Raw genomic sequence first — 18,971 nt, 5'->3', positions numbered from 1 at the left:
CCCCAAAGGAGGCTTGCGCATGAAGATTGGCGAATTGGCGAAGAAGGCTGGCTGCCAGGTCGAGACGGTCCGCTACTACGAGCGCGAGGGCCTGTTGCCGGCACCCGCGCGGAGCGAAGGCAACTATCGCCTGTACGGCAGCGAGCACCTCGAGCGCCTGGTGTTCATCCGCAACTGCCGTACGCTGGACATGACGCTGGACGAGATCCAGCGCCTGCTGTCCCTGCGCGACCTGCCCCACGAGAGCTGCGCCGGCATCAACAGCCTGGTGGACGAACACATCGAGCACGTGGAAGCGCGCATCAACAGCCTGCTCGCGTTGCGCGACCAGTTGAGCGAGCTGCGTGACCGCTGCAACGGCCCGCAGGAGGCCGAGGACTGCGGCATCCTGCGCCAGCTCAACGCCAGCGGCGGCGTGCAGCCGCTGCCGGATGACGGCCACACCCACGTAGGCAAGAGCCACTCGCACTGAGCCTGTCGACCACGAGCGATCCGCGCATATCGCGGGAACTGGGCTAGGCTTGCTCTGCACAGCGCAACACCCACGGTATGTCACCGGTTCCCAGAGGAAGATACGCATGTCTGGAAAGTTCGAACTGAAGAAGGCCAAAGACGGCCAGTTCTATTTCAATCTGCTGGCCGGCAATGGCCAGGTCATTCTCAGCAGCGAGATGTACAAGGCCAAGGACTCGGCACTCAACGGCATCGACTCGGTCAAGAAGAATGCCCAGCGCGAAGGGGCGTTCGAGACCAAGATCTCGAGTAACGACAAACACTATTTCGTGCTCAAGGCCACCAACGGCCAGGTCGTCGGGCAAAGCCAGATGTACAGCAGCGCCTCGGCCTGCAAAGGCGGCATCGAGTCCGTGCAGAACAACGCACCCGGCGCCGAGACGGACGACCAGAGCGCCTAGTCTGCCGGTTTCCTGAACAGGTAGAAGAGATTGGGCTCGCTGATCAGGTAGAGATTGCCCGCCTGGTCCGAAGCGATGCCCTCGGCCTGCGGTACGCCGTGCTGCAGGCCATGCTGGCCGCGCAGCAGCGACAGGGTGCTGACCGGCTCACCTGCCGCATTCAGTTCGATCACCAGCCGCGATTCGTCGGACAAGGCCAGCAGGTGGCCGGTGGCCGAATCGAAATCCAGGCTCGACAGGTCACGGACGAACAGGCGCGCGTCGCGTTTCGGGTCGGTGTTGACCTGCAACGCCAGCGGCTTGCTCTCGTCGATGTGCGGGAAACCCAGCACTTCGAAGATCCGCACCGGGTCACGCTCCTTGGCCACCAGCAAACGCTGGCCCTGCGCGTCGTAGGCCAGTCCCTCGAAGCCCTTGTTGCCGTTGCGCCCGATGCCCAGTGACAGCTGCTGGAAGTCGGCGGCGTCGAGCACCGCGGTGTCATCGTCGATCCGCACCTTGACCAGACGCTGCTCGCGCTCGTCGGCGATCACGTAGGTGCCAGGTCCCACGTACTCGATGGCCTCGGGATCGCCGAACCCCTGCAGATCGATCGTGCGCAGGAGCTCGCCCTGCAGGTTCAGCTCGATCACCCTGGCCGGCTTGTTGGTGACGCTGAACAGACTGCGCCGGTCCGGATCGTAGGTCAGTGCCGAAACGTCGCGGATATCGGCGATGGGCCTGGCCTCGATCACCACCCGGTAGTCGCCGAGCCACAACGACTGCTCGCGCCACTGCGCGCCATGCTGCCATTCCTGCACCGAGAACCAGGCGCGCTCGAACAGCCGGTACTGCTGGGCCAGCACGGCACCGCCCAGCAGGACGAACAGCAGCAGGTAGAGCCAGGGGTTGATGGAAAGCAGACGGCGCATGGCGGTTTCTCTTACGACCACGGAAAAGCCCGCCACAGCGTTGCTGCGGCGGGCATGCATAACATCACGATCAGTTGATCAGCTCGACCCGGTCGACGTCGATCTCACGGCTGTTGAAGTCCTTGTCGACTTCACCGGTCAGGCGCACCTTGGCGGTTTCCGAGACCTTCTGGGCCGGCCAGTCTTCGTCGTCGATCTCGACCTGAATGGTGCCGGTGGCGTCCTTGAATTCATAGAGTTCGTCCTGCAGGCGCTTGACGATCTGCCCTTCCAGCACCACCTGGGTATCGTCGGCAGCCTGCAGCGCGGCGGATACGGTGGTGACCTGCGGCGTGGCGCCGGGGCCGGTGTAGCCGGTGGCGAAAGCGGCAGTGCTGAGCAGCGGCAGGACCAGCAGGGCGAGAGCGGTACGTTTCATGGCGTGAACCTCGTTGTTCGTAAGTGACGGGGTCAGATTAGTGCCGCTAGCTGAAGCCAGACTGAATCGGCGCTTAAGCCAAGCTTAATCCGTCACCCCGCTCGGCCAACCTTCGCGACGGGCTTGCTGAACACGTAGAACAGGTTGGGTTCGGCGACGATATAGATGTTGCCGTCCTCGTCCATGGCCACGCCCTCGGCCTGCTCGATCCCGTCCTCCAGCCCGTTGAGACCGCCATTGAGGCTGAGAAAGCTGACCGGCCTGCCGGCACGATCCACTTCCAGCAGCATGCGCGACTCGTCGGACAGCACCAGCAGGTGGCCGGTACGCCCGTCGACGCTCAGCGAGGAGATGTCGCGCAACCCGAGATGTTGCGCCGCCAGGGGCTGCAGCGCCCCGACGCTGCCGTCCTCGCCCGGGAACGGCAGGCTGAACAGGCCCAGCGGCCCACGCTCCTTGCCCAGGATCACGCTGTGGCTGCGCGAATCCCAGCCCAGCCCTTCGAAGCCCTTGTTGCCGGCATCGGCGAAGCCCAGGTCGAAGCCGGCAAGACCGGCGGCATCGAGCGCCAGATCATCGTCCTTCAGGGTGAAGGTGGTGAGCTGGCGGCGACGTTCGTCGACGATGCCCATCAGGCCGTTGTCCATCACCTCGACGCCTTCCGGGTTGGCGAAGCCTTTCAGCTCGATGCGCCGCAGAATCTCGCCCTGGAGCGACAGCTCCACCAGCAGGGGATGCTTGCCCGTGACGGTGAACAGGGTCCTGGTCACCGGGTTGTAGGTCAGCCCGGAGGTCTCATCCTTGTCCAGGCCGCTCAGGGCCTTGGCCTGGATCACCGCGCGGTAGCCCGGCAGCCACACGCTGGCCAGGCGATCGACCAGGGGCGTGGAGCGCTCCTGCAGCCAGAGCCGGGCACGATCATCCCAATGCTGGGTGAGTACCAGAGCGCCTAGCGCCACGAACGCCAGGGCCGCCAGGCAAAGGCCCTGGCGGCGAATACGCGGGAAGGATGAGGACATCGGCGACTACTCGACTGCATGGGAACGATACGACGTCCACTGTCGCCAGAAGTTGCACCGGCCAGGGCGCAACCTGCTCACGCACTGGCGAGCGGGCCGCAGCGGGACCCGGCGCGACAGTGCGTGCCGAAGCCTTATAGCACGCGGCTGGTGAAACGACTGTGACCGACCAGCTCCAGCACCAGCTCGTCACCCTTGTTCAGCGCGCCGACGCCAACCGGCGTACCGGTCAGGATCACATCGCCCGGCTGCAGGGAGAAGTGCCCGGCCATGTGCTGGATCATCGACAGGATGGGGTTGAGCATGTCACGGCTGTTGCCGTCCTGACGGGTCTCGCCGTTGATCTCCAGGCGAATGCCGATGTCGGCCAGGTCCTCGATGGCGTCGCCCGGCACGAACGGCGCCAGCACGCAGGCACCGTCGAAGCTCTTGGCGATTTCCCAGGGGTAGCCTTTCTCCTTGAGCTTGGCCTGGACGTCACGCAGGGTCAGGTCCAATGCCGGGGCGAAACCGCTGATCGCATCGCGCACTTCCTCGGCATCCGGCTTCTTCGACAGAGGCTTGCCGATCAGCACGGCGATCTCCGCCTCATAGTGCACCGAACCACGTTCCTCGGGGATGCTGAAGCCATCGTCGAGAGGAACCACGCAGGAGCCCGGCTTGATGAACAGCAGCGGTTCGCTGGGTACCGGGTTGTTCAGCTCCCTGGCGTGCTCCGCGTAGTTGCGGCCGATGCAGACGACCTTGCCAAGGGGAAAGTGGACGGTGGTTCCGTCGACGTACTGGTGCTGATAGCTCATCACCGACTCCTGTGTGTTGTTGTTCGTGGATGCCTGGCTTGTGGCCAGAGGTCGTACATTAACCAAGCTCGGGGCGGCCTGCACGGCATACGAAAACGCCCATCGTGTGGATGGGCGTTCGGGTCAGGCGAAGATCTTGCCGGGGTTCATGATCCCGTTGGGATCGAACACCGCCTTGATCGCCTTCATGCAGGCGATTTCCGCCTCGGAACGGCTGTACTGCAGGTAATCGCGCTTGGTCATGCCGACGCCGTGCTCGGCGCTGATCGAGCCGTTGTACTTCTCGACGATCTCGAACACCCACTTGTTGACCACCGCGCACCTGGCGAAGAAGTCTTCCTTGCCCAGCGCCTCGGGCTTGAGGATGTTCAGGTGCAGGTTGCCGTCGCCGATATGGCCGTACCAGAGCACGTCGAAGTCCGGGTAGTTGGCCGAGACGATGTCGTCGATGTCCCTGAGGAACGACGGCACCTGGCCGACCGTGACGGAAATGTCGTTCTTGTACGGCGTGAAGTGGCTGATGGTCTCGGAGATGTACTCGCGCAGCTTCCACAGGTTTTCCAGCTGCTGCTGGCTCTGGCTCATCACGCCGTCGAGGACCCAGCCCTGCTCGACGCAATGCTCGAAGGTGGCCAGGGCCCCGTTGGCCACGTCCTCGTTGAGCGCCTCGAACTCCAGCAGGGCATAGAACGGCGTGCGGCTCTCGAACGGCGCCGGCACGTCGCCACGGGCGAGAATCTTGTCCAGACACTTGTCGGAGAAGAACTCGAACGCGGTCAGGTCGAGCTTGCCCTGGAAGGCATGCAGCACCGGCATGATCGAGTCGAAGTCGGGTGTGCCGAGGACCATCGCGGTGAGGTTCTTCGGCGCGCGCTCCAGGCGCATGGTGGCTTCGACGACGAAGCCCAGGGTGCCCTCGGCACCGATGAACAGCTGGCGCAGGTCGTAACCGGTGGCGTTCTTGATCAGGTCACGGTTGAGTTCGAGCAGCTCGCCGCTGCCGGTGACGACCTTCAGGCCGGCGACCCAGTTGCGCGTCATGCCGTAGCGAATCACCTTGATACCGCCGGCATTGGTGCCGATGTTGCCGCCAATCTGGCTGGAACCCGAGGAGGCGAAGTCCACCGGGTAGTACAGGCCCTGTTCCTCGGCGAACAGCTGCAGTTGCTTGGTCACCACGCCCGGCTGGCAGACCACGGTGCGATCGTACTCGTTGAATTCGACGATGCGGTTCATGTAGTCGAAGGACACCACCACTTCGCCATGGGCGGCCACGGCAGCGGCGGACAGGCCGGTACGGCCACCGGACGGGACCAGGGCAATCCTGTGCTGATTGGCCCAGCGCACGATGGCCTGGACCTGCTCAGTGGTCTTGGGAAACACGATGGCCGAAGGGGCTGGAGTGTACTGCTTGGTCCAGTCCTTGCCGTAGGTCTGCAGCGCGTCGGCATCGGTCAGCACCTTGCCGGACTCGACCAGCGTCTTCAGTTCTTCGATCTGGGCCGCGGTAGTCATCACGTGAACTCGCAAAGGATTCATGGTCGCCCTGAGAACCATTCAGGTCGCAACCGAGCATTGAAAATGGCGAACATGCTAGCATACGCCCCCCGTGAATCGAGCGACGCAGCGATCCGCGGGCGTTGGCTGAGCCTCTCAGCCCTTCCCTGAAAACATCCCGTGGGACAACAGGTACTCCGATGAGCAAGACCTCTCTCGACAAGAGCAAGATCAAGTTCCTTCTTCTCGAAGGCGTTCACCAGAACGCCGTGGACACGTTGAAGGCCGCCGGCTACACCAACATCGAGTACCTCAAGACGGCCCTGTCGGGTGAGGAGCTGAAAGAGAAGATCGCCGACGCCCACTTCATCGGGATCCGTTCACGCACCCAGCTGACCGCCGAGGTCTTCGACTGTGCGAAGAAACTGGTCGCCGTCGGCTGCTTCTGCATCGGCACCAACCAGGTCGACCTGGACGCGGCCCGCGAGCGCGGTATCGCCGTGTTCAACGCCCCCTATTCCAACACCCGCTCGGTCGCCGAACTGGTGCTGGCCGAGGCCATCCTGCTGCTGCGCGGCATCCCCGAGAAGAATGCCTCCTGCCATCGCGGTGGCTGGATCAAGTCGGCGGCCAACTCCTTCGAAATCCGTGGCAAGAAGCTGGGGATCGTCGGCTACGGCTCCATCGGCACCCAGCTCTCGGTCCTCGCCGAGGCACTGGGCATGCAGGTGTTCTTCTACGACACCGTGACCAAGCTGCCGCTGGGCAACGCCACGCAGATCGGCGATCTGTACGAGCTGCTGGGCCTGTGCGACATCGTCTCGCTGCACGTGCCGGAACTGCCCTCCACCCAGTGGATGATCGGCGAGAAGGAAATCCGCGCCATGAAGAAGGGCGGCATCCTGATCAACGCGGCACGCGGCACCGTGGTCGAGCTGGACCATCTGGCCAATGCCATCAAGGACGAGCACCTGATCGGCGCCGCCATCGACGTGTTCCCGGTCGAGCCCAAGTCCAACGACGAGGAGTTCGCCAGCCCGCTGCGTGGCCTGGACCGCGTGATCCTGACCCCGCACATCGGTGGTTCCACCGCCGAGGCGCAGGCCAACATCGGCCTGGAAGTCGCCGAGAAGCTGGTCAAGTACAGCGACAACGGCACCTCGGTGTCCTCGGTCAACTTCCCTGAGGTGGCCCTGCCGGCACACCCGGGCAAGCACCGTCTGCTGCACATCCACGAGAACGTTCCGGGCGTTATGAGCGAAATCAACAAGGTGTTCGCCGACAACGGTATCAACATCTCCGGCCAGTTCCTGCAGACCAACGAGAAGGTCGGCTACGTGGTGATCGACGTCGACGCCGAGTACTCCGACCTGGCGCTGGAAAAACTGCAGCACGTCAACGGCACCATCCGCAGCCGCGTACTGTTCTAAGCACGCCGCAGCCAGCAAGAAGGGAGGCCTCGGCCTCCCTTTTTCATTGCGCGCACGCCACGCCGGCCCGGGCTAGCGGGACGCCTCCAGCCGCACCAGCTCGGCCCTCGCCTCGTCCAGCTGCGTTTCATTGAATACCTTCACCCCGGCGCGTTTCAGCAAGGCCGCCGTGACGCCTTCCCCCGCCACCCGCACGCCGCTGAAGCTGCCGTCATAGTTCTCCAGGTTGCCGCACGACGGGCTCCGCGCCTTGAGCAGGGCCAGGCGGATGCCATGCTCACGCACCAGCGCCAGCGCCTGCTCGGCCCCGTCGACGAACGCGGCGGTGACATCCTCGCCCTCGACGGTCAGCACCGCCAGCTCACCGTCCAGCACCGCACCGCCACGACCGCCACGGATTTCCGCCGGTGCGCGCGGGGTCGGCAGACCACCCGCCACCTCCGGACACAATGCCACGACCCGCCCCTCGTCCAGCCATCGCTGCAACTGATCGAAGGGGCCATGGGCACCTCCGTCATAGCGCACGCGATGCCCGAGCAGGCAGCGACTGACCAGGATCTTCTGCATCGACTCTCTCCTTTGCTGCCACCAGAGTAACCAGCGGTAACACCCTTGTCAGCCCAGGCCGAGGGGTTCGGCAAAGGGCCTGCTGGCCGCTGTTCACGCGACGCACGGACCTATCCTTCGGCGGGAAACGGCGTTCGCCCATGGCGCGGCAGGCGGCGCCACACCAGACTTGCGCGGCCAACCAGGGAGGTTCCCGTTCATGTCCATCGCACTTCGTACGCTTGTCCTGCCGCTGCTGTGTCACGCGGCATTGTTTGCCCCTTTCGCCCAGGCCGACCTGCGCGCACTGGAGGACGAGAGCCTGAGCCAGATCAGCGGCCAGGCCGGCATCACCATTCGCCTCGACCTGATGGCGCGCATCGACGAAGTACGCTGGCAGGACGACGGCGGCAGCCTGTCGCTGCGCAACGTGAAGATCGACAACGGCTGCCTCACCCCTGTCGATTGCGACGGCTACATCCTCGGCCCGGCCCAGCTTGGCGCCAGCATTCCGGCCCTGGGCATCGAGGTGCCGACCCTGGAAGTGGATGTGGTCAAGGGCAGCGGCGGCCAGAGCCAGCTACAGCTGAAGCTGCCCAACCTGACCGCGATCAACCAGCAACTCGGCCCGCTGGGCAAACTGGTGATCCGCGCCCGCGTGGCCAGCGACCTGTACATCGGCGACAACAGCATCGGCAACGTCGCCGTGCGCGACCTGCGCGACATCAACGGCACCATCAAGGTCTGGGGGCACTGAACCCTATTTTGTCGTTCCAATACGTCGCAAATACTCTCAAGACAAGGTTTCCCGCCGACTCACCCGCCCATTTCGTAGCTATCCGGATCAGTGCTTTCGACACTTTCTGAACACCTCTCTAGCTCGACAGATTCTACAGCAAGGCTACTATCACAGGATGGCAGTGTGCCAGCCACTGCTGCAGGATCGCGAAAATTGGATTTGCCAACAGGGAGGTTTGAATGTCAATCAAACTCTACGCAAGACAGCTCTCAATATTATTACTAGGGATCATAGTGCCGCTTATCGCACTGAGCTTAGCCTTTCAGAATATTTCAACTCTATCTACCAGCATCTCCTTCACTTCCGACCCCAAAAGCACGGTAGAGTTACTCAAAGAGGCAAAAGAAATAATTAAAGAAGGCAATGATTACTACCTGTTTTCCTTGATCTACACCGAGCACGCCAATCAGAATACAATGGTAAATAAGCAAACCATGAAGGTTTCCATAATGCAGATTGGTTTCGCCGTTATCAGCATAGGCATGATGTTTATCGTTCTTGGGATAGATGCTGGCGGCGCGGAAGGCACCTCCGACATAGCTGGGGTAAAAATTAACTTCAAAACCGCCTCCACAGGAGTGGTTGTCTTCGTTGCAGGCACAACCATGGCTACTTTAGGAGGAGTTTTAAAGAACGACTATGGAACAGTCCCCATCCCGAAATACCACTTCCCCAACGACACTGCAGCCTTAGAAAGGCTAAAAGGCTACCTTGAAGATTGCAGACTACAAAAAGACGTAAAAACAGAAGAGTGCTTTCTTGCCATGTTTAAACAAATCCATACGGATATATAAATGAAAACAATAGCAAGAACATTAATTGCATTATCCACAGCCCTCCCGATCGCCACCAATGCGGCACTCAAATGCGACTATGAGAACGGAGAGGTAACATGCCACGAGATACTATGTGGCACAAACTCAGATTGTGGAAGCAGTAGTCAGACAACAGAACCGATTCAAGGCGAGTTAAACAAAAACAATTTAGACCAGCGAAGCAGAGGCGAGCTCCAAGAACAGATAGACACACAATGGCAAATACCACAAGAAACACTCCCGCAGGAACTCAACCAATGAGATCGCGCACAAACATCCAAAGTCATAGCATCTCAGTATAGAGAGATAGGCATTTGAACGTCCCGGCAAGCCGCTGCACCCCGCCAGGGGACTCGCCAGGCGGCCCGTCGACTCAGAGCACGTCGGTGCTGCGGCGCCTGAACCAGCCGGTCAGCGACAGGCGTTCACGGCTGGCCGGCAGCACCTCATGGGGCATGTCACCGGACAGGAACAGCGCCAGGGTGCCAGCCTGCGGCATGACGTCATGCTCACGGCCGTCATGCAGGTACAGGCGCAGCGCGCCACCCTGCTCGACCTGCCAGTCGTCATTGAGGTAGAACGCCGCCGACACCGTGCGCCGATCGTCGTCACGGAAGCGGTCGAGATGGCGCAGGTAGAAAGCCCCCGGTTCATAACAGGCGAAGTGGCACTCGAAGTCCTCGAGCCCGAGGAACAACTCCCGGTTGAGGGTCAGGCGCAGCTCGTCCATCAGTTGCAGATACTGGTCGCACGCGGCGCTCTGCCCCGGCTCCAGCCACTGGATGCGATCCCCGCGGATGCCTTCCTGCACCTGCTGGGCGTCACCACGACCGACGCTGGCAGCACTCAGCTCACCACGGCGCTCACGCTTACGGCACTCTGCGGCCAGTTCGCGGGTCAGAACCTCAGGGGCGAAAAGCTCCCGCAACGACCAGCCCTGGCTGGCGAGGTCGTCGATGAGGTTGGCAAAGCGGTGTTGCAGGTCGATGTCGTTCATGGCGGCGATTGTACAGCGCCGGATAGCCCGCCAGACATAGCTCGACAAGCCTCCGCCAGCCACCGAAAATAGCCGGCCGCAGGGCCATGCAGCCGGCCAGGATAGTTTGCCAAGGAGTTTCTCGATGCGCGTTTTGTTTGCCCTGTTGCTGATCGGCCTGGCTCTGCCGGCCCTGGCCGATGAACATCTGCGCCTGTACCAGGCCGCCGGCTGGCCGCAACAGCGTGAGCACTTCAACCAGGCCCTCGATGCCGCCCAGCAACGCTACCGCAGCACCCTGCCGCCAGCGGTCTATCAGGCGCTGGTGGACAACAGCAACCGCCGCTTCGCCGCCACCGCCATCGATCAGCGCGCCCAGCATGCCCTGCGCATGGAGCTGGCCGACCCGCAACCGGCGCTGACCTTCTTCCAGGGCGAACTGGGGCGCAAGATCGTCGCCGCCGAACAACTGGCCACGCGCAGCGATCAGCTGGCCAAGTACGCCAACGGCCTGCCGCGCACCGAGGCCGACGCCACCCGCCGCCTGCTGATCCGCCACCTGGCCCAGGCACTGCCGGCCAAGGAAGCCGGAGCCGAGGTCAGCCTGGCGCTCGCCGGCGTGGCGGCCGACAGTCTCAGCCAGATGATCCCCGGCCTGCTCGGCGGCGCTCAGGCGCAAGGCCTGCTCAACGGCCAGCGGGAACGGCTGATGGGGCAGATCGAGCAGGACCTGGACAACACCCTGCTGCACGTCTATCGCGACCTGAGCGATCCCGAACTGGAGCAGTTCGTCGAGTTCGCCCAGTCGGCAGCGGGCAAGGCCTACTACCAGGCCGCCCTCAAGGCCCTGCGCGCCGGCCTTGCCGTGGGCATGAGCAGCGCCGACCTGGAGCCGGCGCCACAGGGCATCTAGGCCAGGCGCTCACGGAGAAAGTCGAAGTAGCGTTTCCGCAACGCCTCGCTCTCGTTGGCCAGGTGATGACGCGCTTCGGGCAGGCGCAGGATGCTCGGCTGCTGGAACTTGTCCTGCAGAATCCCGAGGTTGTAGTGCCAGTCCACCGTCATGTCCTGCTCGCCCTGCACGATCAGCGGGCTGTGCTGGCTGCGCCCGGCAGCCTCGATGCGCGGCACCCACTGGGTGAGCGCGCCGACCCAGGAGGTCGGCAGGCTGCGCGGCTGCAAGGGGTCGAGGTTGTGCACGAAGTCGATGAAGGTCGCGTCGCTGGAGTTGTCGCTGAAGCGCCGCGGAATCTCGCGTACGAACGGGCTGAGCAGACGGTAGCTGAGCTTCGACCAGCCCCAGGCACGCGGCCGCACCAGCGGCGCGAGCAGAATGCTCTGGCCCAGTTCCGGCCGCTTGCCGTCGGCCAACAGGTAATCCAGCGCAATCGCCCCACCCGTGCTCTGCCCACACAGGTGCCAGGGCTGCGGCAGGTCCAGTTCGGCGGCCTGCTCGAACAGACCGGCGAGCACCTGCTGGTACTCGGCGAAGTCACCGATGCTGGCCCGCGCCCCGCTGGACAGGCCATGACCGGGCAGGTCACAGGCCAGCACGGCGAAATTCATGGCCAGCGCCCAATCGATCACATGGCGATAGAGCCCCATGTGGTCGTAGTAGCCATGCAACAGCAGTACGGTCGCGCGGGGCTCGGCCGGTGCCCAGAGTTGCACGGCAATCTGATAGCCGGCGGCATTGAAGCTGCCGAGTCGGCTGTCCAGCCCGGCGTAGCGACCGCCCAGATCCAGGCCATAGAAGCTGCGGTAGGCCTGCAGCGCCGGCAGGTCCAGGCGCGCTGCGGCCAAGGGTCGCAGCAGGGGGCGCAGTTGTTCGGGTTGAAACGGCTCAGACATGAGGCTTTCCGTAAGTTGCAGGTTGCCAGGGGCGATCCCGTCGACATCTCCTCGAATGCTGCGATATTCAGCTGCCCGGCGCATCGTGGCAAGCTACACGCCCTTTTTTCGTCGCGATCCGCACCATGCCTCGCCTGTCACGCAAGAACCTGCTCGTCGCCCTGTTCGTCCTGGCCTGCCTGGTCGGCCTGCTGCTGGCCTATCGCTGGTTCGAGACCCGCTACCTGCGCACCTTCGACGAGCGCGCGGCGGTGTTCTCCGGCGCCGCACTGCAACTGCCCGCAGCGCTGTCCGGCCCTGGCGAGATTCGCCTGGTGCACTTCTGGGACCCGGCCTGCCCCTGCAACGTCGGCAACCAGCAGCACCTGGCCGAGCTGATCGAGCACTACGCCCCCAGAGGCGTACAGTTCCACGTGGTACAGAAGCCCGGCAGCCGGGGTCGCCTGCCCGCCGAACTGGCGGCGCTGCAACCGATCGACGAGATGCCTGGCAGCGCCGAGCTGCCCGCCAGCCCGGCGGTGGCGATCTGGGACCGCGAGGGCCAGCTGGCCTACTTCGGCCCCTACAGCGAAGGGCTGGTGTGCAACTCCAGCAACAGCTTCATCGAGCCCATACTCGAAGCCCTGGAGGCCGGGCGCAAGGTCGACGCCAGCAACACACTGGCGGTCGGGTGCTTCTGCGAATGGGCCGAAGCAAGCAACGACTGACCCGCAGGCTGGGTTACGCCACCACCAGAACGTCGACCGCCAAGCCACCTTGCATCAGCGCCTCGACTGCCCGTCATCAGCCTCGACCACGTGGCGTGCCGCCCTGCCAGCGGCGGAAGGCCCGGTAGAACGGTGACAGTTCGGCGAAGCCGCAGGCCCGTGCGACCTCTCGCACGCTCAGGCCCTGATCCAGCAGGCGCAACGCACACAACCGCCGCACTTCATCGTGCAGCAGCCGAAAGCTGCTGCCCTGCTCGCTCAGCGCTCGCTGCAAGGCACTGCGGTTGCTGCCCAGGGCCTGCGCGCACGCCTGCAGCGTGCAGGTCGTGGCGCCGATATTGAGCTCCAGCCAGTAGCGCACCCGTGCCAGCAGCTGGTTCTCCACCAACCCGGCCAGCTGCTTCTCGGCTTCCTCGCTGAGCACCTCGAACAAGCGTGGGCTGGCGCTGCGCGACGGTCGCGCCAGCAGCGCACGGGGCAAAATCAGCGCATCGTGCACCTGCGCGAAGCGCGGTTCGACGCCGAGCAGGCGCCGATGCTCGCCCAGCCTGCGTGGCGCGCGGTGACGAAAGTCGACGCCGAGCAGCGGCAGTTCACCGCTGGCAGCGGCGAGCATCTTCATCAGCAGCACCGCCAGGCATTCCATCTGCTGACGCAACGAGCCGACCTCGCGGTAGTTGAGGTCGATCACCAGGCGCACCTGCTCGCCCTCCTCCTCCAGCCGCGCGGCGAAACCACCGGAGAGGATGTGCTGGAAGCGCACGAAGGCCTGCAGCCCCTGGCGCAGATCACGGGCGGCCAGGAGCAGGTAGCCGACCACGTCCATCGGCCGTGGCTGCATCATTTCCCCCAGGTGCAGGCCGATGTCGGCATCGCCGGTGATACCCTCCAGCGCCTGCCAGAAGCGCGGCGCGTTGTCGTGGTCCTCACGCGCTTCCAGCAGCGGCGCGGCCAGGGCCACACCGGCATATGCCTGCCGATAGGTGTGGGTCGGGTCGAGCCCGAGTGCCGTCAGGGTCTCGTAGAGCAGGCGGCGCAACGTCGACGAATGGGTCAGGGCGACGAACTCGTGGGTGGCCATGCTGGCTCCTCGGCATGAATTGACCATAGACTTTCACCACTGCAGCATCTGGTCAATGTTGTCGCCACGGCTTCTGCGCAGAATGCAGCCCGACGCATCTCCCATAACAACAAGGACCGCTCGATGAAACGCTCCCTGACCGCCCTTGCCCTGCTCGTTGCCGCCGCAGCGGGCGGCCTGACCTGGTATCTGCACGACAAGCAACCGCAGCGCGATGGCGAGTTGGTGCTCAGCGAGCTGCACGCCCCGGTCACGGTCAACTACGACGAACTGGGCGTCCCGCACATCCGTGCCGAGAACGAGGCCGACCTGTATCGCGCCCTGGGCTACGTGCACGCCCAGGACCGCCTGTTCCAGATGGAGCTGCTGCGGCGTCTGGCCCGTGGCGAACTGGCCGAAGTGCTGGGCGAGAAGCTTGTGCCTACCGACCGCCTGTTCCGCACCCTGGAGCTGGGTCGCCACGCCGATACCTATGCCACCCGCCTGGATGCCGACAGCCCGTCCGTGCAGGCCCTGCAGAACTACCTCAATGGCATCAACCAGTACCAGGCCAGCCGCCCACTACCGGTCGAATTCGACCTGCTGGGCATCGAGCCGCGCCCCTTCACCGTCGCCGACACCCTGAGTGTCGCTGGCTACATGGCCTACAGCTTCGCCGCTGCGCTGCGCACCGAGCCGTTGATGAGCCACGTGCGCGACAGCCTGGGCGCGGATTACCTCAAGGTCTTCGATCTCGACTGGCACCCGGACGGTGTAGTCGGCAGTGCCCTGAGCGCCGGCGACTGGAAGGACCTCTCCGCCCTCGCCCAGCTCAGCGACACGGCCCTGGCCGACAGCGGCCTGCCGCAGTTCGAAGGCAGCAACGCCTGGGCCGTGTCCGGCAGCCGCACCGCCAGCGGCAAACCCCTGCTGGCCGGCGATCCGCACATTCGCTTCTCGCTGCCGGCGGTGTGGTACGAGGCGCATCTGCAGGCGCCCGGCTACGAACTCTACGGTTACCACCACGCACTGATCCCCAGTGCCATGCTCGGTCACAACCGGGACTTCGCCTGGAGCCTGACCATGTTCCAGAACGACGACCTCGACCTGATCGCCGAGCGCGTCAACCCGGACAACCCCAACCAGGTCTGGTACCAGGGCCGCTGGGTCGACCTGGAGCAGCGCACGGAGACCATTCAGGTCAAGAATGCTGCGCCCGTGCAGCTCACCCTGCGCCGCTCGCCGCACGGACCGATCATCAACGACGCCCTGGGCCAGACCAGCGGCAGTACGCCAATCGCCATGTGGTGGGCCTTCCTGGAGACCGACAACCCGATCCTCGACGCCTTCTACCAGTTGAACCGTGCCAATACCCTGGACAAGGCCCGCGCCGCCGCCGAGAAGATCGAAGCGCCCGGCCTCAACGTGGTCTGGGCCAATGCCGCCGGTGACATCGGCTGGTGGGCGGCCGCCAAGCTGCCGCTGCGCCCGGCCGGGGTCAACCCGACCTTCATTCTCGACGGTGCCAGCGCCGAGGCGGACAAGCTCGGCTACCACCCCTTCAGCGCCAACCCGCAGGAAGAGAACCCGGCACGCGGCTATATCGTCTCGGCCAACTACCAGCCGGTGCCGGCCAGCGGCATCGAGATTCCCGGTTACTACAACCTGCCCGACCGTGGCCAGCGCCTCAATCAGCGCCTGAGCGACGCCTCGGTGAAGTGGGACCTGCACAACAGCCAGGCCCTGCAGCTCGATACCGGCACCGATTACCCCATGCGCGTGCTCACGCCGATCCTCGACGAGCTGCGCGCCGCCACCCAGGGCGAGCAGGAGCAGGCCATGGTGCAGGCCCTCGCCGACTGGAACGGTGAACATCCGCTGGACTCGGTGAGCGCCACCCTGTTCAACCAGCTGCTCTATCAGCTGGCTCACGAGGCCATGGCCGATGAGCTGGGCGACGCCTTCTTCGACAGCCTGCTGCAAAGCCGCGTGCTCGACGTCGCCCTGCCGCGCCTGACCGCCGATGCGACGTCGCCCTGGTGGCATCGCCAGGGTGGCAGCGGCGAGGAAACCCGTGCGCAGATCGTCGCCGACGCCTGGCGCGCCAGCCTGGCACATCTGCGCGAGCAGTTCGGTGATGATCCTGCCGCCTGGCAATGGGGACGCGCCCATACCCTGACCCACACGCACCCGCTGGGCCAGCAGCAGCCGCTGGCCTGGCTGCTGAATGCCGGCCCGTATGCCGCCCCGGGCAGCCACGAGGTGCCGAACAACCTCTCGCACAAGATCGGTCCGGCCCCCTGGCAAGTGGTCTACGGCCCCTCGACCCGCCGTCTGGTCGACCTGGCCGATGCCAGCACGGCACTCGGCAGCAACCCCGTGGGCCAGAGCGGCGTGCCGTTCGACCCGCATTACGCCGACCAGGCCGCCGGCCATGTACTGGGCGTCTACCGGCCGCAGCACCTGAGCGAAGCGGACGTGACGGCCAACAGCCAGGGCACGCTCAGGCTGCTGCCCCGCTGAGCACCGCCCGGCCTGCGCCTGCTGCGTCGCAACGACCAGCCTCCCCCGCGCAGCCGGGCCTGCCTGCCCCACTCACAGCGTGGTGCGCCACCGGTGCATCACGCTGCACGCTGGTGCACAGCACCCGCAAAGACCGCCCTTCTGCGCTCCCCAGTGCGCCGCAAACCCCAGGAAACAAGGGCTTCACGCCCATGTAAGAAAACTGGCACACGCCCTGCATAGGCTAAGGCAATCCAGGTTTTGGGGGCCTTGGTACAGGCAGGCCGGGGAATCCCCTTCTTTATTCGACGCGGACGCCGCGTCACCGCAGTACGCCGCCGCTGATCCACGGGCACGGCGTCACCCGTTTCGGGGACCTTGGTACAGGCAGGCCGGGGAATCCCCTCTTTATTCGACGCGAACGCCGCGTCATGGCAGTCCGCCGCCGCTCATCCATGGGCACGGCGTTACCCGTTTCGGGGACCTTGGTACAGGCAGGCCGGGGAATCCCCTTCTTTATCTGGGACGCAGCGCCAGCTGCACGCGCCAGCGTCCATCCTCCTGCGCACCGCGCCACTCCCCGTCCAGCGGACGGGGCGACACCAGTACCAGCAGCAGGTCCCGCCCGTCGCGCTCCACCCGCCAGTTCACCAAGCCCAGCGGCAAGCTCAGGCGCCCCTCGCGGACACGTCCATAGGCATCCTCGAAGCGATACCTCAGCGCGCCGTCGGCGTGCTCGGCCAGCGCCTGCGGCTCGCGGTTGAACCAGAGCTGTACCCCCTGCTCCCAGGGCTCGACCTGCTCGATACGCAAGCGGGGCGGGTCGAACGCGCGGCCGATCATGCTGCCGACGAGAAAGGCGATGAGCATCACCGAGGCCATGAAACGCCAGCGCAAACGCGGCCGTGGATCCTCAGGCGGCGTAGAATGGCGCTCATCCCAGTGCTCGGAGTGCTGCATGTTCCACGTCATCCTCTTTCAACCGGAAATCCCGCCCAATACCGGCAACATTATCAGGCTGTGCGCCAACAGCGGCTGTCGGTTGCACCTGATCGAACCACTGGGTTTCGAGCTGGACGACAAGCGCCTGCGTCGCGCCGGGCTGGATTACCACGAATATGCCACGCTCGAACGCCACGCCGATCTGCAGAGCTGCCTGGACAGCATCGGCCAGCCGCGCGTGTTCGCCTTCACCACCAAGGGCTCGCAGCCGTTCCACGAGGTCGCCTACCAGCCCGGCGACGCCTTCCTGTTCGGCCCGGAAAGCCGGGGCCTGCCGGAAGAGGTGCGTAACGCTCTGCCGGTGGAGCGACGCGTGCGCCTGCCGATGCGCGCCGGCTGCCGCAGCCTGAACCTGTCCAACACCGTGGCGGTGACCGTCTACGAGGCCTGGCGCCAGAACGGCTTCGCCGACAGCGAATGAAGCCGATAAAGAAAAAGCGCCCCTGAGGGCGCTTTTTTTCATCCGAGCCGCTCGCCTCAGTGGGCAGTGGTCTCGGCCTGGCCTTCCTGCTGCATGCGCTGCAGTTCCTGGGCGTACAGGGCATCGAAGTTGACCGGAGAGAGCATCAGTGCCGGGAACGAACCACGGGTCACCAGGCTGTCCAGCGCTTCACGAGCGTAAGGGAACAGGATGTTCGGGCAGAAGGCGCCGAGGGTGTGGCTCATGGACGCGGCGTCCAGGCCCTTGATCAGGAAGATGCCGGCCTGCTGCACTTCGGCGATGAAGGCCACTTCTTCACCGTTCTTGACGGTCACCGACAGGGTCAGCACCACTTCGTGGAAGTCACCTTCCAGGGCCTTCTGGCGCGTGTTCAGGTCCAGACCGACGCTCGGCGTCCACTCCTGGCGGAAGATTTCCGGGCTCTTCGGCGCTTCGAAGGACAGATCCTTGACGTAGATACGCTGCAGAGAGAATTGCGGGTTTTGCGACTCGGCAGCGGCGGCGCCGCTGTTGGCTTGCTCGGTCATGGCGTTTGCCTTCCTTAACGTTGCGGTTTCAAGCGGGGCTCTGCAGCAGGGCGTCGAGCTTGCCGGCGCGCTCCAGGGCATAGAGATCGTCACAGCCACCGACATGGGTGCTGCCGATCCAGATTTGCGGCACCGAGGTGCGTCCGGCCTTGCGGGTCATCTCCGCGCGCACGGCCGGCTGGCCGTCGACACGAATCTCGTCGAAATCCACCCCTTTGCTGGCCAGCAGTTGCTTGGCCCGCATGCAGTAGGGGCACCAGTCGCTGGAGTAGATGACCACCGTGCTCATGTCACTTCACCAGCGGCAGGTTGTCGGCGCGCCAGGTCGCGATGCCGCCGGACAGCTTGGCAGCGGTGTAGCCGGCCTTCTGCAGCTCGCGGGCGATGGTGCCGGCGTGCTGGCCAGCGGCGTCGACGACGACGATGGTCCTGGCCTTGTGTTTTTCCAGCTCGGCGATGCGTGCAGTCACCTTGTCGTAGGGGATGTGCAGCGCGTCGACGATATGCCCGGCGGAGAATTCCTTCTGGCCCCGCACATCGAGCACCACGCCCTTGTCGGAGTTGACCAGCGCGGTCAGCTCGCGGCTCGACAGGCTCTGGCCGCCCTTGCGCATCTCGGTGACGATCAGCAGCACCAGCAGAACGGCGAACAATCCACTCAGTACATAGTGGTTAATGATGAATTCAATCAGGTTGGCGAACATCTGTAGGGCCCAGGACGGTAAAATGCCGGCCAGTATACACAGCCCCACAGG

22 protein-coding genes are annotated in these 18,971 nt (G+C 64.4%); 9 read left to right on the top strand and 13 right to left on the bottom strand.

Features of this window, described 5'->3' with window-relative positions; genetic code table 11:
- The first annotated feature begins 19 nt into the window (after positions 1-19).
- On the top strand, positions 20-472 hold the full coding sequence (gene cadR / locus EPK82_RS09210; protein WP_037055241.1) for a Cd(II)/Pb(II)-responsive transcriptional regulator: 453 nt from the start codon (positions 20-22) through the stop codon (positions 470-472).
- 106 nt (positions 473-578) lie between these two features.
- Complete coding sequence (locus EPK82_RS09205) at positions 579-914, top strand: YegP family protein (protein ID WP_037055242.1); 336 nt, start codon at positions 579-581, stop codon at positions 912-914.
- On the opposite strand, the gene EPK82_RS09200 is transcribed toward EPK82_RS09205, so the two are convergent.
- The 5 genes from EPK82_RS09200 to EPK82_RS09180 form a co-directional block, all read right to left on the bottom strand.
- Positions 911-1,825: an SdiA-regulated domain-containing protein gene (locus tag EPK82_RS09200; protein ID WP_047584790.1), complete on the bottom strand. Its 915-nt coding sequence runs from the start codon at positions 1,823-1,825 to the stop codon at positions 911-913. The two genes, EPK82_RS09205 and EPK82_RS09200, sit on opposite strands and share 4 nt — an antisense overlap.
- Positions 1,826-1,895: 70 nt before the next feature.
- Positions 1,896-2,243 (bottom strand): NirD/YgiW/YdeI family stress tolerance protein, encoded by a 348-nt coding sequence (locus tag EPK82_RS09195; RefSeq protein WP_037055246.1) that lies wholly within the window; start codon positions 2,241-2,243, stop codon positions 1,896-1,898.
- A gap of 92 nt (positions 2,244-2,335) precedes the next feature.
- Positions 2,336-3,262: an SdiA-regulated domain-containing protein gene (locus EPK82_RS09190; RefSeq protein WP_134676381.1), complete on the bottom strand. Its 927-nt coding sequence runs from the start codon at positions 3,260-3,262 to the stop codon at positions 2,336-2,338.
- Positions 3,263-3,396: 134 nt separating this feature from the next.
- Positions 3,397-4,062 carry a fumarylacetoacetate hydrolase family protein gene (locus EPK82_RS09185; RefSeq protein WP_037055251.1) on the bottom strand — a complete coding sequence of 222 codons (666 nt, stop codon included), beginning with the start codon at positions 4,060-4,062 and terminating at the stop codon, positions 3,397-3,399.
- Between the two features lie 123 nt (positions 4,063-4,185).
- Positions 4,186-5,577 carry an FAD-binding oxidoreductase gene (locus EPK82_RS09180; RefSeq protein ID WP_037055252.1) on the bottom strand — a complete coding sequence of 464 codons (1,392 nt, stop codon included), beginning with the start codon at positions 5,575-5,577 and terminating at the stop codon, positions 4,186-4,188.
- A 182-nt stretch (positions 5,578-5,759) separates the two neighbouring features.
- Here EPK82_RS09180 and serA point away from each other — a divergent pair, with 182 nt between their 5' ends.
- Entirely contained in the window at positions 5,760-6,989 is a 1,230-nt protein-coding gene (serA, locus tag EPK82_RS09175; protein WP_037055255.1) for a phosphoglycerate dehydrogenase, read from the top strand.
- A gap of 72 nt (positions 6,990-7,061) precedes the next feature.
- On the opposite strand, the gene EPK82_RS09170 is transcribed toward serA, so the two are convergent.
- Positions 7,062-7,556, bottom strand: a complete 495-nt coding sequence (locus tag EPK82_RS09170) for a DUF523 domain-containing protein (protein WP_134676380.1) — start codon at positions 7,554-7,556, stop codon at positions 7,062-7,064.
- A gap of 199 nt (positions 7,557-7,755) precedes the next feature.
- On the opposite strand from EPK82_RS09170, the gene EPK82_RS09165 reads away from it, so the two are divergent.
- Together EPK82_RS09165 and EPK82_RS09160 are read left to right on the top strand one after the other, a co-directional pair.
- Entirely contained in the window at positions 7,756-8,292 is a 537-nt protein-coding gene (locus tag EPK82_RS09165; protein ID WP_037055262.1) for a DUF6160 family protein, read from the top strand.
- A gap of 221 nt (positions 8,293-8,513) precedes the next feature.
- Positions 8,514-9,128, top strand: a complete 615-nt coding sequence (locus EPK82_RS09160; protein ID WP_134676379.1) for a hypothetical protein — start codon at positions 8,514-8,516, stop codon at positions 9,126-9,128.
- Between the two features lie 394 nt (positions 9,129-9,522).
- On the opposite strand, the gene EPK82_RS09155 is transcribed toward EPK82_RS09160, so the two are convergent.
- The gene (locus tag EPK82_RS09155; protein ID WP_037055264.1) at positions 9,523-10,146 is read right to left on the bottom strand and encodes a 2OG-Fe(II) oxygenase; all 624 of its coding nucleotides are present in this window, start codon (positions 10,144-10,146) and stop codon (positions 9,523-9,525) included.
- A gap of 124 nt (positions 10,147-10,270) precedes the next feature.
- Between EPK82_RS09155 and EPK82_RS09150 the strand changes: the two genes are divergently transcribed.
- Positions 10,271-11,038: a hypothetical protein gene (locus EPK82_RS09150; protein WP_134676378.1), complete on the top strand. Its 768-nt coding sequence runs from the start codon at positions 10,271-10,273 to the stop codon at positions 11,036-11,038.
- On the opposite strand, the gene EPK82_RS09145 is transcribed toward EPK82_RS09150, so the two are convergent.
- Positions 11,035-11,976, bottom strand: coding sequence for an alpha/beta hydrolase (locus EPK82_RS09145; protein ID WP_134676377.1), 942 nt, complete (start codon positions 11,974-11,976; stop codon positions 11,035-11,037). The genes EPK82_RS09150 and EPK82_RS09145 overlap by 4 nt on opposite strands.
- 125 nt (positions 11,977-12,101) lie before the next feature.
- On the opposite strand from EPK82_RS09145, the gene EPK82_RS09140 reads away from it, so the two are divergent.
- The gene (locus EPK82_RS09140) at positions 12,102-12,683 is read left to right on the top strand and encodes a DUF6436 domain-containing protein (RefSeq protein WP_134676376.1); all 582 of its coding nucleotides are present in this window, start codon (positions 12,102-12,104) and stop codon (positions 12,681-12,683) included.
- Positions 12,684-12,759: 76 nt separating this feature from the next.
- Here EPK82_RS09140 and EPK82_RS09135 read toward each other — a convergent pair whose 3' ends face one another.
- The gene (locus tag EPK82_RS09135) at positions 12,760-13,764 is read right to left on the bottom strand and encodes an AraC family transcriptional regulator (RefSeq protein ID WP_134676375.1); all 1,005 of its coding nucleotides are present in this window, start codon (positions 13,762-13,764) and stop codon (positions 12,760-12,762) included.
- Positions 13,765-13,887: 123 nt separating this feature from the next.
- Here EPK82_RS09135 and EPK82_RS09130 point away from each other — a divergent pair, with 123 nt between their 5' ends.
- A complete protein-coding gene (locus tag EPK82_RS09130) occupies positions 13,888-16,266 on the top strand; it encodes a penicillin acylase family protein (protein WP_134676374.1) in 2,379 nt (792 codons plus the stop codon).
- Positions 16,267-16,761: 495 nt separating this feature from the next.
- Here EPK82_RS09130 and EPK82_RS09125 read toward each other — a convergent pair whose 3' ends face one another.
- Complete coding sequence (locus EPK82_RS09125) at positions 16,762-17,205, bottom strand: hypothetical protein (protein WP_047586524.1); 444 nt, start codon at positions 17,203-17,205, stop codon at positions 16,762-16,764.
- Here EPK82_RS09125 and trmL point away from each other — a divergent pair.
- Entirely contained in the window at positions 17,204-17,668 is a 465-nt protein-coding gene (trmL, locus tag EPK82_RS09120; RefSeq protein ID WP_047586526.1) for a tRNA (uridine(34)/cytosine(34)/5-carboxymethylaminomethyluridine(34)-2'-O)-methyltransferase TrmL, read from the top strand. The two genes, EPK82_RS09125 and trmL, sit on opposite strands and share 2 nt — an antisense overlap.
- 56 nt (positions 17,669-17,724) lie before the next feature.
- Here trmL and secB read toward each other — a convergent pair whose 3' ends face one another.
- The 3 genes from secB to EPK82_RS09105 are packed head-to-tail and all read right to left on the bottom strand — an operon-like array spanning position 17,725 to position 18,920.
- The gene (gene secB / locus EPK82_RS09115; RefSeq protein ID WP_037055281.1) at positions 17,725-18,216 is read right to left on the bottom strand and encodes a protein-export chaperone SecB; all 492 of its coding nucleotides are present in this window, start codon (positions 18,214-18,216) and stop codon (positions 17,725-17,727) included.
- A 28-nt stretch (positions 18,217-18,244) separates the two neighbouring features.
- Positions 18,245-18,505, bottom strand: coding sequence for a glutaredoxin 3 (gene grxC, locus EPK82_RS09110; RefSeq protein ID WP_037055283.1), 261 nt, complete (start codon positions 18,503-18,505; stop codon positions 18,245-18,247).
- 1 nt (position 18,506) lies between these two features.
- A complete protein-coding gene (locus EPK82_RS09105; protein ID WP_134676373.1) occupies positions 18,507-18,920 on the bottom strand; it encodes a rhodanese-like domain-containing protein in 414 nt (137 codons plus the stop codon).
- Between the last annotated feature and the right edge of the window lie 51 nt (positions 18,921-18,971).

It is taken from the genome of Ectopseudomonas khazarica, from assembly GCF_004521985.1.
Lineage (GTDB): Bacteria > Pseudomonadota > Gammaproteobacteria > Pseudomonadales > Pseudomonadaceae > Aquipseudomonas > Aquipseudomonas khazarica.
The sequence above is the reverse complement of the archived record's forward strand: the minus strand, read 5'-3'. Positions and strand labels throughout refer to the sequence as shown.